This window comes from Kitasatospora sp. Ki12, from assembly GCF_054601375.1.
The window spans coordinates 104,183-117,406 of sequence record NZ_BAAIHT010000005.1 but is presented as its reverse complement, the minus strand read 5'-3'; the positions used below and the strand labels follow the sequence as shown (position 1 = coordinate 117,406).

The window sequence follows — 13,224 nt, the reverse complement described above, 5'->3', positions numbered from 1 at the left end:
CGGTGGTTGTCCCGGGGTGGCGCGGGTGGTTGCTGGTCCGCGGGCGGGGCGCGGCCGGCGCGCTCCGCCCGCGGACCCGGTCACACGGGCACCGACGGGTGTCGTCGGTGCCTTCGGCCCGTTCGGCGGCGAGGCTGTTGCGCAGCGCTTTCCACACCTTGAAGAGCTTCTCCGTGGAGATTCCGTTGGCCGACGCTTCCAACGCACGGCCCAACTCGCCCTGGCGGGTGCGCAAGGGACCCGATTGTTGGCGGCATAGGTTACTCGTCCGGTCCCAGGCCGCCGCCCATAGCTCGCGGCGGCCCCGAGTGACTCCGCAGGCCTCCATGTAGGTGAGGAACACCGGCTTGTGCAGCGGAGCTTCGCCCTTGAGCACCTGCGCCAGGGTGCTGGCGGGCAGGCGTCCGCCGTTGTCGCGGGCCCGGCGGTCCAGTTCCTTCAGGGAGGGCCAGTCGGCTTTACGCCGCATCTCGTGCATCGCCCGGCGCAGGTCGGCGAAGGAGTCGACCTGCTCGGGCTCGACGCGGCGGGGCGCGCGGCGGCGGTGGTCCTCCAAGGGGCGGGGGACGTGGGCCCAGTAGTTGGCCTGGGCCCACTTGCGCCGGGCCGTCCTGAGATCGCCGCCGCATTCACGGGCGATGGCCTCGACGACCTTCCAGTTCGGCACGGAACGACCGCTGGCGGCCCGCTGCAAAGTGGTGGCGTGGTAGTTGGTCCGATCAGCGAGCTGACGGTACGTCAGTCCGGACAGTTCGCGCTGCTCACGCAGCCAAACGGTCAACCGTGCCAAAGCGGGCTCGGTCGCTGCGATCGGATTCTCTCGACGCCCCATCGCTGGCAGGCATCCCCCCGGCTAGGCGTGCCCGTGTCGGCGCTTCGACCCCAGGAGCCCGATTCCCATCACCAGTTCCAGTGCTGCGCTGGTCGAGAGGCCGGCTGCCACCAAGGCGGCCGCTACGACGACCACCACGATCACGACAAGCACCTCACCCAAACCGGGCAGCACGGCTCCGCCCGGGTTCAGCGGCACACCTCCGGTGGCGCATCGGGCAGGGTTGCACTTCTTACGCTTCCTCGTCATCTGAGGAGACCTCCAAGGGACGCTGAACACTCCAACAGGCCACGGAGCTCGAGTGGTTGGCGTCACTCAGAGCCTCGCTGAGGACACTCTGCCAGGCGGTGCGGGAGATTCTGAAATCGAGTCAGAAGTTCATCGGCGAGGCCTGCATGATCTTTCATCAATTTTCTCCCACTAGCTGCTGACCTGCGTGGATCCCGTCCATGGCGCACTGAGGTGAGCTTCGGCGCCGGACGTGGGCGCATCAATCTTTTGTGGTCGACACCGCTGGATGTGACGATGGAGGCGGCGTCACCAGGACCCGCGGGTCCGGAACCCGGGGGGCGCTGTTCACTCCGACAATCTCGGGAACATCGGCAGCGGGCCGTGTTGGCGCATGGGCCCGCCCGGACAGCAGAGACCGCCCGGCCCTGGTGGCCGAGGGCGGTCTCTCTGCGTTCGGGGGCGCCGCACGGGACGTCGGCGCGGCCGACGTCCGGTGCGCGGGCGGCACCCGGTGCGGCCCGCCCCGACTTCCGGTGCGCCACCGGCCGGCGTGCGGCGCCCGCGCCGCGCCCCTCGGGCGGGGAATCCGGTGGCCCCGCGCGGCCGGGTGGCGGCAGAGTGGGTGGCGTGACGACTGGTACGGGCCCTGGTGCTGCGTTCGTGTCCGGGCTGGAGCCGGCCCGGGTGCTGTTCGAGGAGGCGGTGCACGGGGCGGGCGGGCGCGGCCGCCGATGGGGGTTCCGTCGGCGACCGCGCGGTCAGCCGTTCAGTCTCTGCCGCTCAGCCGTTCAGCACTGGGGGCGACGGCCGTGGTTGGCTCCGCGCTTGGCCCTGGCCTTCTTCTTGCGGCGGCGCTTCGACGACATGGCCACTCCTCTCGTAACCGGTCCACCCCCGGTCTTCCACCGTTCCACACCTGGCGCGCCCCGGCCCGTCGAGCGGGTGCCGGGGCGGGGAGCCGGGGAAGAGCCGGGAGCTCAGGCGCGGCTCTCCAGGGCGGCGCGCCAGGCGGGGCTGTCGACGTAGTGGTTGTCGAAGCGCTCGGAGGAGGCGGCGATCGCGGCCGGCGCGGTCTCGCCGCGCATGACGCTGCCGAGCAGGCGCAGGTAGTCGAAGCGGTCCATGCCGGGGGTGAACATGAACAGCACGTCGGCCTCGGAGCCCTTGGCGGCGGCGAAGGCGTGCGGGGTGTGCGGGGGCATGGCCAGGAAGTCGCCTTCGCCCAGGACGGTGACCTCCTCGCCGACCAGCACCTCCAGCGAGCCGCTGATCACGAAGAACAGTTCCCAGGCCCGGGTGTGGAAGTGCGAGGGGGCTCCGGCGGCGCCCTCGGCGAAGGTGGAGCGGTAGACGGTGAAGCCGCCCTGGCCCGGGTCGGTCTCGGCGAGCAGGGTCATGGTGGAGCTCGGGTCGGCGCAGGTCTCGGCCTCGGCGCGGCGGGTCAGGATGGGGGCCTGGGCGAGAGTCTGGGTGGCGGCGGTGGGGGCGGCGTTGGTGTTCTTCGTCGTCGTCATGTGATCAATCTACAGTCGGATAGACCCATGATCATGTGGCAATTCTCGGCCATTTTCATGGGTCAATTTCCTCCTCCATCCGAGCCCCCCGACATGACGAAGGAGGCCCTGAACACGGGGTTCAGGGCCTCCTCCACCGGACCGACGACCGCCCGCGATCAGCCCGGGAGGTCCCCGTTGCCGCCCAGGTTGGCCACCATGCGGCGCAGCACGTTGACGGTGGTCACGAAGTCCTCGGGGTCGATGCCCTCGTGGGTGCGCTCGTGGACGCGCAGGTTGCGCTCGCGGGCCCGCAGGCGGCCGGCCTCGCCCTCCTCGGTGAGGGTGAACCCGCCGTCGGCGTCCTCGGTCAGCCAGCCGCGGGCGATCAGGTCGTCGAAGACGGCGTCGAAGGCGGTGTCCTGGTCGTCGTACGGGGTCAGCCGCTCGGTCAGGGTGGCCCGGTTCCAGCCGCCCGGCCTGCCGGCGGTGTGGTTGAGCGTCCACCAGTGCGGCTGGGTGAGGCCTTCCACCGCCAGTTGCTCGCGCAGGCCCCCCACCACCCGGCGGTACGCCTCGCCGCTCCACGCCCCGATGGGCTGCGCGGCTATGACCTCCGGTGCGTACGTCTTGATCGTCATGTCCCGTACTCCTTCGCTTGGCCGACGACCGATCACCCGACCGTCCGGTCGCCCGACCGACTGACCGTCTGGACGCGATCGACCGTAGGACTTCAAGTCGACTTGAGGTCAAGCGATCGCCCGTCCGCCCCGACACCCCGGCCCGGGATCCGCTTCCGGAACATTCGTCAACTGCCTTCTAACCTGGGCCACATGAAGCCGATACCAGCCATCGCCGCCGCCCTCGCCCTGTCCGCGACCGCCGTCCTCACCACCGTCTCCCCCGCAGCTGCCGACCCGCTGGAGCGCTACCGCCGCCAGCCGCTCGCCTGGACCGCCTGCCAGGACCCGGAACTGGCCGCCGCCGGCGCCCGGTGCGCGACCCTGACCGTCCCGCTGGACTACCGCGAACCCGGCGGCCGCACCCTCCCCCTCGCCGTCTCCCGGATCAAGGCCGCCGACCCGGCCAAGCGCCACGGCATCCTGCAGACCAACCCCGGCGGCCCCGGCACCCGCGGACTGGCCATGCCCGCCGCGGTCCGGGCCGTGATGGCGCCCGCGACGGCCGCCGCCTTCGACATCGTCGGCATGGACACCCGCGGGGTCGGCGCCAGCGGCGGCCTCGACTGCGGTCTCACCAGGGGCAGTTGGCTGCGGTCGGTGGGCACCGACCGGGCCGGCTTCGAGCAGGCCTGGACCCTGGCCGAGGCCGACGCCGACGCCTGCTGGACCAGGTACCCCGACCTGCTGCCGCACCTGACCACCCGCAACATCGCCCGCGACACCGACCTGCTGCGCGCCGCCCTCGGCGAGCAGCGGACCTCCTTCCTCGGGCAGTCCTACGGCGCGATGCTGGGCGCGGTGTACGCGCAGCTGTACCCGGAGCGGGTCGACCGCCTCGTCCTCGACAGCGCCCCCGACCCGGCCCGCTACGGCATCCGGCTCTTCCAGGACATGGGCGTCGCCAACGAGCGCGCCCTGGACGACTTCGCCGCCTGGGCCGCCCCCCGCCACTCGCGTACGGCCTGGGCGCGACGCCCGCGGCCGTCCGGGCCACCGTCGAGGGACTGGTCCGCCGGCGGGGACGGCACCGATCGCCATCGACGGCTTCCAGCTGGACGACCGCCTGCTGCCGTTCCTGCTCGCCGTCTGCCAGGGCGACGACCGCGACAGCGCCGACTACGCCGACGTACTGCGCCGGCTCCTCGACGCCGCCGACGGAAAGCCGGTCCAGGCGGGCCCGCTCCTGCACGAGCTGCTGACCACCGTCCTCGCCCCGAGCCCCGAGGGCGGCGCCGACCTCGCCGCCGCGATCGGCATCCTGTGCGACGACGTCACCATGCCGCGCTCACCGCGCTGGTACCGCGCCGCCGTCGACCGCGCCCGCCCCACCCAGCCCGTCTTCGGCCCGGTCTACAACTCCCCCACCCCGTGCGCCTCCTGGCGCCGAACCCCACTGGAACCCCCCGTCGAGGTCCGCACCGCCGTCCCCGCCCTGCAACTCCACTCCACCGGCGACACCCACGCCCCCTACCAGGGCGCCCTCGCCCTCCACACCCGCCTCCCCGCCTCCCGCCTGCTCACCGTCCCCGGCCGCACCCACACCCTCTACCTCAACGGCTACCGCCCCTGCGCCCAACAGGCGGTCGACACCTACCTGTTGACGGGCGTGCTCCCGGCGGCGGACACCACCTGCTGAACGGCGTCCAGCTCCTTCCTGAAATGCTCCGTCCAGGAATCGCCACTGCCCTCCGGAACCACCCGAGGCTGCTTGACCACGGCCTCGCGAAGGTCACGCCCAAGGGTCGAACTTCCGTTCTCCGCACGGGCCTTGTGGATCCCGAAAAGATGCTCGACAGGAGCCGCACTCCCCCCTACCCTCCCGCCCCCGCCGCCTTCCGCAGGAAGCCCTCGAAGGCCACCACCGCCGGGGCACCCGCTGCCCCCGCCTCGTCGCGGTCCACACGCGCCGCACCGGGGTGTCGTCGGGGTGGAGGGGGATGAGGGCGAGGTCGGCGCGGGCGGCGCGGGCGGCCAGGGCGGGGATGAGGGTGGGGCCCAGGCCGGCGGCCACCAGGCCGAGTTTGGCGGTCCAGGCGGCGACGGCGTACTCGATGCGGGGCTGGAAGCCGCTGCGCAGGCAGGCGGCGAGGAGGGTGGATTCGGCGTGGTGGCGGGCGGCGATCCAGGGTTCGTCGGCGAGTTCGGCCAGGCGCAGGCGTCGTCGTCCGGCGAGGCGGTGGGTGTGTGGCAGGGCGACCAGGACGGGGTCGTCGAGCAGGGGCCGCAGGTCGAACTGGTCGCGGTCGTAGGCGTCTTCCTCGTACGAGGCGACCAGTGCGAGGTCGATCGCGCCGTCGGCCAGCAGGTCGAGCAGGTGGGCCGCGAGGCCTTCGGTGAGGCTGATGGCGACCTGCGGGTGCGCGGCGCGGAAGGCGGCGAGCGCGCCGGGGACCAGGGCCGCGTTGGCGCTGTCGAAGGCGCCCACCCGTAGGCGTCCGGCGGTGAGTTCGGTGAGCGAGGCGAGGTCGCGCCGGGTGGTGTCGAGGCGTTCCAGCATCGCCTCGGCGTGCGGCAGCAGCGCGCGGCCGTGTTCGGTCAGCCGGACGCCGCGGGCCAGGCGGTCGAACAGCGGGGTGCCCAACTCGGCTTCCAGGGTGGCGATCTGGCGGGAGATCGCGGACTGGGTGTAGCCCAGCCGTTCACCGGCGGCGGTGAAGGAGCCGAGGTGTGCGACGGTGCGGAAGACGTCCAGCCAAGCCATGTCCATTCCGCATGGCTACCATGCCGGACATTCGTTTGTCGCCTGACTCGCGGCTGCCTAGCGTGGTGGCCATGGAGAAGATCGCTTTTCTGGGACTGGGCCGGATGGGCCTGCCGATGGCCCGTCGCCTCGCCGACGCCGGCCACCCGTTGACCGTCTGGAACCGCTCCCCCGGCCGCGCCGACGGCCTGACCGAGGCCGCCCCCGGCGGAGGCCGTGCGGGGTGCGGCCGTCGTCGTCACCATGCTGTCCGGCCCTGAGGCCGTCACCGAGGTGGCCGGGCGGTTCGCGGCCGAGCTGGCGCCGGGCACGCTGTGGATCGACATGTCCTCGATCGGCCCGGCCGCGACCGCCGGGCTGCGCGCCGGGCTCCCGGACGGCGTGGCCCTGGTGGACGCCCCGGTGATGGGCAGCGTCGGCCCGGCGGCCACCGGTGGCCTGGTGGTCTTCGCGGGCGGCGAGGACGCCGACCTGGACCGCGCGCAGCCGGTCCTGGAGCGGCTGGGCCGGGTGCGGCGCTGCGGCGGCCCGGGGTCGGGGGCGGCGTTGAAGGTGGTGGTGATCGGCGCGATCGTGGCCTCGGTCACGGTGGTCGGTGAAGTGCTGGCGGTGGCCGAGGAGTTGGGCGTGCCGCAGGAGCTGGCACGGGAGGTGCTGGCGGCCGGGCCACTCGCGGGGGTGGTGGCCCGGGCGCACAGCGCGGACTCGGACTTCCCGGTCCGGCTGGCCGCCAAGGACCTCGCCCTGGCGGGCGGCGGCCGGGTCCTGTCGGCGGCCCGCGAGGTGTTGCTGGCGGACCCGTCGATCGCCGAGGAGGACCTGTCGGCGGTGGTGGGCTCCCTGCGACAGCGGTGAACGGACTCCGGTGGACGGGCTCCGGTGGGACGGACGCCTGGCCGTCAACCCGTCCGCCGCGAACTCGCCCGACCGGGGCCCGGGTTCGCGGCGCACCCCCGCCGCGACGTAGCGTCGTTCCGCGAGCGGGCGGGCCGTGGCCGGCGGCCGGCGGCCGGCGGACCCTGGAGAGAGGGGGCGCACATGCGCGGTGGACGGGTGTCGGCGGCGGTGGCGGCCGTGGTGGCACTGGTGGTGTCGTCGGGGTGCGGGGCCGGCCCGGCGGGCGGGGGCGGGAAGCCGGCGCCGGAGGACGACCGGCCGCTGGCGCTGGTATACCGGGGCCCGGCGGCCTGCGAGGGGTGTCCGGAGGCGGCGGGGCGCTGCTGGCGGGCGACGGGTTCAGGGTGCGCTACGTGGGGCCGCGGGAGCGGGTGCGGTTCGGCCCGAACGTGATGACCGGGGTGGCCGTGTACGTGCAGCCGGGCGGCACCAACGGCCAGGAGGTGGGCACCGCGTGGGACCTGCTGGGGCACGAACCCGGCTTCTCCCCGGAGCTGGTGCGGGCCTACGTGCGCCGCGGCGGGCATACCTGGGGCTGTGCATGGGCGGCTACCTGGCCGGCGACCCGGGCTTCGACCTCCTGCCGGGCGACTCCGGGCCGTACGTCCGCACCCCGGGGGCCACCGTCGCCGACGAGCGGGACACGCTCGTGGACGTGGTGTGGCGGGGCCGCCCGCAGCGGATGTACTTCCAGGACGGCCCGTACTTCGACGTCGACGGCCCGGCCGCGGAGGTCCTCGCCCGCTACTCCGACGGCCGCCCGGCCGCCGTGGTCGCCGCGTACGGCGCGGGCCGGGTCGCGGTCAGCGGCCCGCACCCGGAAGCGCCGGCCGCCTGGTACCGCGACTACGAGCTGCCCGACGAGTCGCAGACCGGCACGGCCCTGGGCCAGGACCTGCTGCACACCCTGACGGGCACCCCGGGCAGCGGAACCCCGGGCGGCGGAACCCCGGGCAGCGGGACGCCGACGCTCTAGCCACCCCGCCCGGAGTCGCCCCACCCGGAGTCGCCCCACCCGGAGTCGCCCCGCCCGGAGCCACCGCCATCGTGCCGCACTAGTGCACCCGCCGTCGCCCTCGACGCCCCCGCCACGGCCTCCCCGCTGCGGAAAAGCCGCCACCGTACGCCGCACACGGGCCCGGATCGGCCCCGAAGCGCCCTACCGTACTAGTGCACTACCGTCAAATTCCCCCAGCACAGGGCTTGTTGAGCGCAATGCGTACGGCGTACATTCATCGGTGTCGAGCACCCCGGCAGACACACCGACAGGACGGGCCCATGAACACCACCGACATCCTCATCTCCGGCGCCGGCATCGCCGGCCCCGCCCTCGCCCACTGGCTGCGCCGCCACGGCTTCCGCCCCACCGTCGTCGAACGCGCCCCCGGCCCGCGCCCCGGCGGGCAGGCCGTCGACCTGCGCGGCGCCGGCCGCACCGTGGTCGAGCGGATGGGCCTGATGGAGCGGGCCCGCGCGCTCTGCGTCGAGCAGGACGGCATGGCCCTGGTCGACCAGCGCGGGCGGGTGAGCGCCCGGATGCCCGTCGAGCTGTTCGAGGGCCAGGGCATCGTCTCCGAGATCGAGATCCTGCGCGGCGACCTCGCCGAGCTGCTCCAGGAGGCCACCGACGGCGTCGAGTACCTCTGGGACGACACCGTCACCGCGCTCGACGAGGACGCCGACGGCGTCACCGTCACCTTCGAGAACGCCCCCGCCCGCCGCTTCGCCCTGGTCATCGGCGCCGACGGCCTGCACTCCACCGTGCGCCGCCTCGCCTTCGAGACCCCCGGCCGCAGCGGCCGCAGCGACGGCGGTGACAGCCACTACCACCCCCTGGGCGGCTACCACGCCTGGTTCACCGTCCACGACACCGCGCTCGCCCGCGAGCTCGACGGCTGGTTCCTGATGTACAACGCCCCCGGCGGCCTGGTCGCCGGCGCCCGCCCCGGCCGGCTGCCCGGCGAGGTCAAGGCCTCCCTCGGCTTCCGCTCCGCGCCCCTGGCCTACGACCGCCGCGACACCGCCGCCCTCAAGCGCCTGCTCGGCGAACGCTTCGCCGGCGCCGGCTGGCAGGTGGACCGGCTGCTCGCCGGGATGCGCGGCGCCGAGGACTTCGCCTTCGACTCCTTCGGCCAGATCCGCCTCGACCGCTACAGCCGCGGCCGCGTCGCCCTGCTCGGCGACGCCGGCTACAGCCCCAGTCCGCTCACCGGCCTCGGCACCAGCCTCGCCCTCGTCGGCGCCTACCTGCTCGCCGGTGAACTCGCCGCCGCCCGGGGCGACTTCACCACCGCCTTCGCCCGCTACGAGGAGCTGATGCGCCCCTACGTCACCCAGGCCCAGGAACTCCCGCCCGGCGGGCTGCACGGCTACGCCCCCGACAGCGCCCTGATGATCCGCCTGCGCGCCGCCTCCATGCGCTGGATGGGCCGCTGGCCGCTGCGCAACCTGCTGGCCGGCCAGTTCGCCAAGGCCGACGCCATCGACCTGCCCGACTACCCGCTGCCCGTCCACTCCCTCTGACCCGTCCGCCCGGAACCGGGACCGCCCCCCGACTTGCACCTCACGCGACGTCAGGAGGAATGCTCGTGCCATGCCCACCGAACAGACCTGGAAGGTCGGCCCGCTCGCCGAGACGAGCGGGCTGACCGTACGCACCCTGCACCACTGGGACCAGATCGGCCTGCTCAGCCCCTCCCGGCGCACCGCCTCCGGCCACCGCGCCTACACCGAGCAGGACGTCGTCCGCCTCTACCAGATCCTCGCCCTGCGCCGCCTGGGCCTGGGCCTGGACACCATCGCCACCTGCCTGGACGCCGGCATCGACCCGGTCCGGCTGGTGCGCGAGCACCTCGCCGCCACCGAGGCCTCCCTCGCCGCCCTGCAGGCGCTGCGCGACCGCCTCGCCCACGTGCACACCGAACTCTCCGCCGAACGCGCCCCCGGCACCGCCGACCTGCTGCGCCTGCTGCGGGCCGTCAGCGCCACCGGCCCGACCGCCCCCGCCGCCCGGGAGGCCCTGCACCGCCACCTCGACGAGGACCGGATCCACGCCCTCGCCGACCACGCCGCCGCCCTGGGGCCCGCCGCCCACTACCTGCTGGACGTCGAATGGCCCCAGCTGTACCGCGGCGCCGAGGCCCTGCGCACCGCCGGCGTGGCCCCCACCGACCCCCGGGTGCGCCGCATCGCCGACCGCCTCGACGAGCTCAGCCGCCTCTTCAGCGGCGGCGACACCAGCCTGTCGGCGGCCGTCCGCACCGCCTGGCGCGAGGAGCCCGCCGCGATGTCCGGCGTCCCCGACGCCCCCGCCGACGAATGGGCCGACCTGCGCACCTACCTCGACCGGGCCCGGGAGGACTCGTGACCACCACCAACCCCGCCTCCGACCCCGCCTCCGACCCCGCCTCCGACCCCGCCTCCGGCCCCGCCGCCCCCGGCCCCGGCCCCGAAGGCCCCGCAGTCCCCGCCGACCTCACGAAGCCGGGGCGCCCCCGCCCGCCCCTCGGCCTGGCCAGCGCGCTGCCCGTCCTCGGCCCGGCCGGCATCGCCGCCACCGTCGGCGTGCTGCCCTGGCCGGTCCTGCCCGCCCTCACCGCCGCCCTGCTGGTACGGGCCTGCCTGCCCGCCCCCGACCCCAACAGGCCCTGACCCCGGCGAAAACCCTGCCCCCGGCAGGAACCCTGACCCCGGCGAGGCCCGGACCGGCCCCACGGGGGTGGACCGGACCGGCCCGCCGGCACCCCCGCCCGCACCCCGGGCGGGAACCGGGCGGGAGCGGGCGGGGAGCTGCCGCCCGTGGAAGGCTGGCAGCAGGGGGACCCGCCGCGAGAAGGGTGGCCGCCATGCCCCGGTTCGACGCCGGTGACGTGCCGCTGCACTACGAGCAGACCGGCACCGGCGAGCCGCTGGTGCTGGTCCACGGCTCGTGGAACGACCACCGCTCCTGGCAGCCGGCCACCGACGCCGGCCTGCGGGCGGCCTTCCGCGTGCTGGCGTACGACCGCCGGGCCACGGCCTCAGCGGGCCGGCGCCCGGCCCCGGCACCCGCCGCCAGGACGAGGACGACCTGGCCGCGCTGATCGAGGCCCTCGGCCCGGCCCCCGCCCACGTGGCCGGGAACTCCTTCGGCGCCTCGATCGCGGCGGGCCTGGCCGCGCGCCGGCCCGAGCTGTTCCGCGGGATCGTCCTGCACGAGCCGCCGCTGGCCGCCCTCGTCCTCGACGACCCGGCCGCGGCCGCGCAGCTGCGGCCGGTGACCGGGGCCGTCGCCCAGGCCCTGGACCTGCTGCGCGAGGGCGAGGACGCGGCCGGCGCGAGGCTGTTCGTCGAGCGGATCGCGCTCGGCCCCGGCTCCTGGGAGACGCTGCCCGCGCCGATGCGGGACACCTTCGTGCGCCACGCCCGGACCTGGCTCGACGAGCAGGAGGATCCCGCCTGGGACCGGCTGGACGTCGACGGGCTGCGCGCCTGCACCGCGCCGGTGCTGCTCAGCCACGGCGGCGAGAGCCCGGCGTGGTTCGCCACCGTGCTGGACCGGCTGGCCGCCGCCCTGCCCCGCGCGCACCGGCACACCTACCCCGGCGCGGGCCACATCCCGCATGTGACGCACCCGCAGGACTACGCCGCGACGGTGACCGGCTTCCTGCGCCGGTCCTGAAGCCGCGTCTGACGCTGCGCCTGGGGCGCTACGCGGTGCGCGGCTGGTTGAAGCGGAGCATGTTGCCCGACGGGTCGCGGAAGGCGCAGTCGCGCACGCCGTAGGGCTGGTCCATGGGCTCCTGGAGGACCTCGGCGCCGGCCGAGCGGATGCGTTCGAAGGTGGCGTCGCAGTCGTCGGTACGGAAGATGACGCCGCGCAGCAGGCCCTTGGCGAGGAGTTCGGCGGCGGCCTGGCGGTCGTCCTCGGAGGCGTGCGGGTCGGCGAGCGGGGGTTCCAGGACGATCTCGACGCCGGGCTGGTCGGGCGAGCCGACGGTGACCCAGCGCATGCCCTCGAAGCCGACGTCGTTGCGCACCTCGAAGCCGAGGACGTCGCGGTAGAAGGCGAGGGCCTTGTCGTGGTCGTCGACGGCGATGAAGCACTGCGCGAGTTCGATGCTCATGACCGTCACGCTACGGGAGAGCCCGGTCCGGCGCCGCTACCGGTACCGGATCCCGACCCCGACCCCGTTCCCGTTCCTGGCCCCGGGCGCCGCACCGGCCGGGTGCGGACCTTGGCGACGCAGGCCGGGATCGCGGCGCCGTCGCCGTGGTCGCGGGCCCGGTAGGCGCTGGGGCTCTCCCCGACGAGCTCGGTGAAGCGGGTACTGAAGGAGCCCAGCGAGGTACAGCCCACGGCCATGCACACGTCGGTGACGCTCAGGTCCCCGCGCCGCAGCAGCGCCTTGGCCCGTTCGATCCGGCGGGTCATGAGGTAGCTGTACGGCGTCTCCCCGTAGGCGGCGCGGAAGCTGCGCGAGAAGTGCCCGGAGGACATCAGCGCGGTACGGGCGAGCGCCGGCACGTCGAGCGGCTGCGCGTAGTCGCGGTCCATCCGGTCGCGGGCCTGCCGCAGCCGCACGAGGTCGGCGACGGGGAGGCGGGCCGGACGGGCTTCACTGGTGGACACACCTGCCACCGTACCCACCCCCTCCGACAGCCGGCCTCCCCCGGTGGTGCCCTACCATCCGGACGGCACACACGCACACCTGTTCACGGGGGAGTACCACTGTTGTTCCGGAGATCGACGGCAACGCCGACCAGAGCCGCCGCACGGGCGGCCCGCGCCGCCGTACTGACGGCGTCGGGCACCCTGGTGCTCGCCTCCTGCTCGGCCGGGTGGCCGTGGGACGGAGGGCAGGGGACGCCGGCCAAGCCCGTACGCGTCGAGTCCCGCGAGGAGGCGCTGACCCGGGCGACGCGGATCCAGGACCACGTGCGCGAGCTGACGGGCCTCGAACGGGACCTGTGGATCAAGATCGTCAGCTACGAGAAGTGCCCGGGGCGGGGCCTGGGCATCGCGGAACAGGGCGAGCCGTACCGGCTCACCTCGGTGGTCCAGCTGAAGGCCGCGGACGACCGGCACGCCGAGGTGCTCCGGGCGCTGCGGGAGAGACTCGCGGGCGAAGGCTTCACGATCACCTCGCCGGAGCCCGGTCGGGCCGCCCCGTCCACCCCGCCCTCCGAGGAGTTCGTGGCCGCCCACGGGCCGGACCCCTACACCGTCTCCCTGCTGGACGGGACGAAGCCGGGCCAGGGCGTGGGCGTCGCCGTCACCCTCCCCTGCCAGGCCCCGCCCGCCGACGCGGCCTCACCCACCCCGACGGCCACCGCCCCCACGGCCACCGCCTGACGCCGGCGCCCGGGGACGGGGTGCCCGTGGGCGGCAGGCTGTCCGGGGCGTGC

General features: G+C 74.6%; 15 protein-coding genes and 2 pseudogenes. 10 read left to right on the top strand and 7 right to left on the bottom strand.

The features are described 5' to 3' along the window. Window positions 1-625 precede the first annotated feature (625 nt). The 4 genes and pseudogenes from ACYP53_RS41815 to ACYP53_RS41800 all read right to left on the bottom strand — a co-directional run. Window positions 626-832, bottom strand: a pseudogene (locus tag ACYP53_RS41815) (helix-turn-helix domain-containing protein); the annotation flags it as partial. 21 nt (window positions 833-853) lie between these two features. Continuing rightward, the gene (locus ACYP53_RS41810) at window positions 854-1,081 is read right to left on the bottom strand and encodes a hypothetical protein (RefSeq protein ID WP_459651312.1); all 228 of its coding nucleotides are present in this window, start codon (window positions 1,079-1,081) and stop codon (window positions 854-856) included. 959 nt (window positions 1,082-2,040) lie between these two features. Beyond that, window positions 2,041-2,577, bottom strand: coding sequence for a cupin domain-containing protein (locus tag ACYP53_RS41805; protein ID WP_189924281.1), 537 nt, complete (start codon window positions 2,575-2,577; stop codon window positions 2,041-2,043). Between the two features lie 158 nt (window positions 2,578-2,735). Then, window positions 2,736-3,197 (bottom strand): MarR family winged helix-turn-helix transcriptional regulator, encoded by a 462-nt coding sequence (locus ACYP53_RS41800; RefSeq protein ID WP_459651311.1) that lies wholly within the window; start codon window positions 3,195-3,197, stop codon window positions 2,736-2,738. A gap of 192 nt (window positions 3,198-3,389) precedes the next feature. On the opposite strand from ACYP53_RS41800, the pseudogene ACYP53_RS41795 reads away from it, so the two are divergent. Both ACYP53_RS41795 and ACYP53_RS41790 read left to right on the top strand, forming a co-directional pair. Further along, window positions 3,390-4,166: pseudogene (locus tag ACYP53_RS41795) on the top strand (alpha/beta fold hydrolase); the annotation flags it as partial. Between the two features lie 349 nt (window positions 4,167-4,515). Further along, entirely contained in the window at window positions 4,516-4,875 is a 360-nt protein-coding gene (locus ACYP53_RS41790) for an alpha/beta hydrolase (RefSeq protein WP_459651310.1), read from the top strand. Window positions 4,876-4,968: 93 nt separating this feature from the next. On the opposite strand, the gene ACYP53_RS41785 is transcribed toward ACYP53_RS41790, so the two are convergent. Then, on the bottom strand, window positions 4,969-5,946 hold the full coding sequence (locus tag ACYP53_RS41785) for a LysR family transcriptional regulator (protein ID WP_459651309.1): 978 nt from the start codon (window positions 5,944-5,946) through the stop codon (window positions 4,969-4,971). A gap of 65 nt (window positions 5,947-6,011) precedes the next feature. Here ACYP53_RS41785 and ACYP53_RS41780 point away from each other — a divergent pair, with 65 nt between their 5' ends. The 7 genes from ACYP53_RS41780 (at window position 6,012) to ACYP53_RS41750 (ending at window position 11,497) form a co-directional block, all read left to right on the top strand. Then, the gene (locus ACYP53_RS41780; protein ID WP_459651308.1) at window positions 6,012-6,200 is read left to right on the top strand and encodes an NAD(P)-binding domain-containing protein; all 189 of its coding nucleotides are present in this window, start codon (window positions 6,012-6,014) and stop codon (window positions 6,198-6,200) included. After that, entirely contained in the window at window positions 6,184-6,795 is a 612-nt protein-coding gene (locus tag ACYP53_RS41775; RefSeq protein ID WP_459651307.1) for an NAD(P)-binding domain-containing protein, read from the top strand. The genes ACYP53_RS41780 and ACYP53_RS41775 overlap by 17 nt, the downstream gene beginning before the upstream one ends. 583 nt (window positions 6,796-7,378) lie before the next feature. After that, window positions 7,379-7,813 (top strand): hypothetical protein, encoded by a 435-nt coding sequence (locus tag ACYP53_RS41770; protein ID WP_459651306.1) that lies wholly within the window; start codon window positions 7,379-7,381, stop codon window positions 7,811-7,813. Window positions 7,814-8,115: 302 nt separating this feature from the next. After that, entirely contained in the window at window positions 8,116-9,360 is a 1,245-nt protein-coding gene (locus tag ACYP53_RS41765; RefSeq protein ID WP_459651305.1) for an FAD-dependent monooxygenase, read from the top strand. 70 nt (window positions 9,361-9,430) lie between these two features. Further along, on the top strand, window positions 9,431-10,204 hold the full coding sequence (locus ACYP53_RS41760) for a MerR family transcriptional regulator (RefSeq protein ID WP_459651304.1): 774 nt from the start codon (window positions 9,431-9,433) through the stop codon (window positions 10,202-10,204). Beyond that, window positions 10,201-10,488 (top strand): hypothetical protein, encoded by a 288-nt coding sequence (locus tag ACYP53_RS41755; protein ID WP_459651303.1) that lies wholly within the window; start codon window positions 10,201-10,203, stop codon window positions 10,486-10,488. Before ACYP53_RS41760 ends, ACYP53_RS41755 begins: the two co-directional genes overlap by 4 nt. Window positions 10,489-10,765: 277 nt before the next feature. Then, complete coding sequence (locus tag ACYP53_RS41750) at window positions 10,766-11,497, top strand: alpha/beta fold hydrolase (protein ID WP_459651302.1); 732 nt, start codon at window positions 10,766-10,768, stop codon at window positions 11,495-11,497. A gap of 28 nt (window positions 11,498-11,525) precedes the next feature. Here the strand turns inward: ACYP53_RS41750 and ACYP53_RS41745 are convergent, their stop codons facing one another. Both ACYP53_RS41745 and ACYP53_RS41740 read right to left on the bottom strand, forming a co-directional pair. Further along, complete coding sequence (locus ACYP53_RS41745) at window positions 11,526-11,942, bottom strand: VOC family protein (protein ID WP_189924263.1); 417 nt, start codon at window positions 11,940-11,942, stop codon at window positions 11,526-11,528. A gap of 5 nt (window positions 11,943-11,947) precedes the next feature. After that, a complete protein-coding gene (locus ACYP53_RS41740; protein ID WP_459651378.1) occupies window positions 11,948-12,373 on the bottom strand; it encodes a helix-turn-helix transcriptional regulator in 426 nt (141 codons plus the stop codon). 177 nt (window positions 12,374-12,550) lie between these two features. Between ACYP53_RS41740 and ACYP53_RS41735 the strand changes: the two genes are divergently transcribed. Next, window positions 12,551-13,171, top strand: a complete 621-nt coding sequence (locus tag ACYP53_RS41735) for a hypothetical protein (protein WP_459651301.1) — start codon at window positions 12,551-12,553, stop codon at window positions 13,169-13,171. The last annotated feature ends 53 nt before the right edge of the window (window positions 13,172-13,224 follow it).

Bases quoted from the DNA above. Each gene is read 5' to 3' on its own strand.
- ACYP53_RS41810 (WP_459651312.1), bottom strand. From the start codon at position 1,081: ATGACGAGGAAGCGTAAGAAGTGCAACCCTGCCCGATGCGCCACCGGA.
- ACYP53_RS41805 (WP_189924281.1), bottom strand. From the start codon at position 2,577: ATGACGACGACGAAGAACACCAACGCCGCCCCCACCGCCGCCACCCAG.
- ACYP53_RS41800 (WP_459651311.1), bottom strand. From the start codon at position 3,197: ATGACGATCAAGACGTACGCACCGGAGGTCATAGCCGCGCAGCCCATC.
- ACYP53_RS41790 (WP_459651310.1), top strand. From the start codon at position 4,516: ATGCCGCGCTCACCGCGCTGGTACCGCGCCGCCGTCGACCGCGCCCGC.
- ACYP53_RS41785 (WP_459651309.1), bottom strand. From the start codon at position 5,946: ATGGACATGGCTTGGCTGGACGTCTTCCGCACCGTCGCACACCTCGGC.
- ACYP53_RS41780 (WP_459651308.1), top strand. From the start codon at position 6,012: ATGGAGAAGATCGCTTTTCTGGGACTGGGCCGGATGGGCCTGCCGATG.
- ACYP53_RS41775 (WP_459651307.1), top strand. From the start codon at position 6,184: ATGCTGTCCGGCCCTGAGGCCGTCACCGAGGTGGCCGGGCGGTTCGCG.
- ACYP53_RS41770 (WP_459651306.1), top strand. From the start codon at position 7,379: ATGGGCGGCTACCTGGCCGGCGACCCGGGCTTCGACCTCCTGCCGGGC.
- ACYP53_RS41765 (WP_459651305.1), top strand. From the start codon at position 8,116: ATGAACACCACCGACATCCTCATCTCCGGCGCCGGCATCGCCGGCCCC.
- ACYP53_RS41760 (WP_459651304.1), top strand. From the start codon at position 9,431: ATGCCCACCGAACAGACCTGGAAGGTCGGCCCGCTCGCCGAGACGAGC.
- ACYP53_RS41745 (WP_189924263.1), bottom strand. From the start codon at position 11,942: ATGAGCATCGAACTCGCGCAGTGCTTCATCGCCGTCGACGACCACGAC.
- ACYP53_RS41740 (WP_459651378.1), bottom strand. From the start codon at position 12,373: ATGGACCGCGACTACGCGCAGCCGCTCGACGTGCCGGCGCTCGCCCGT.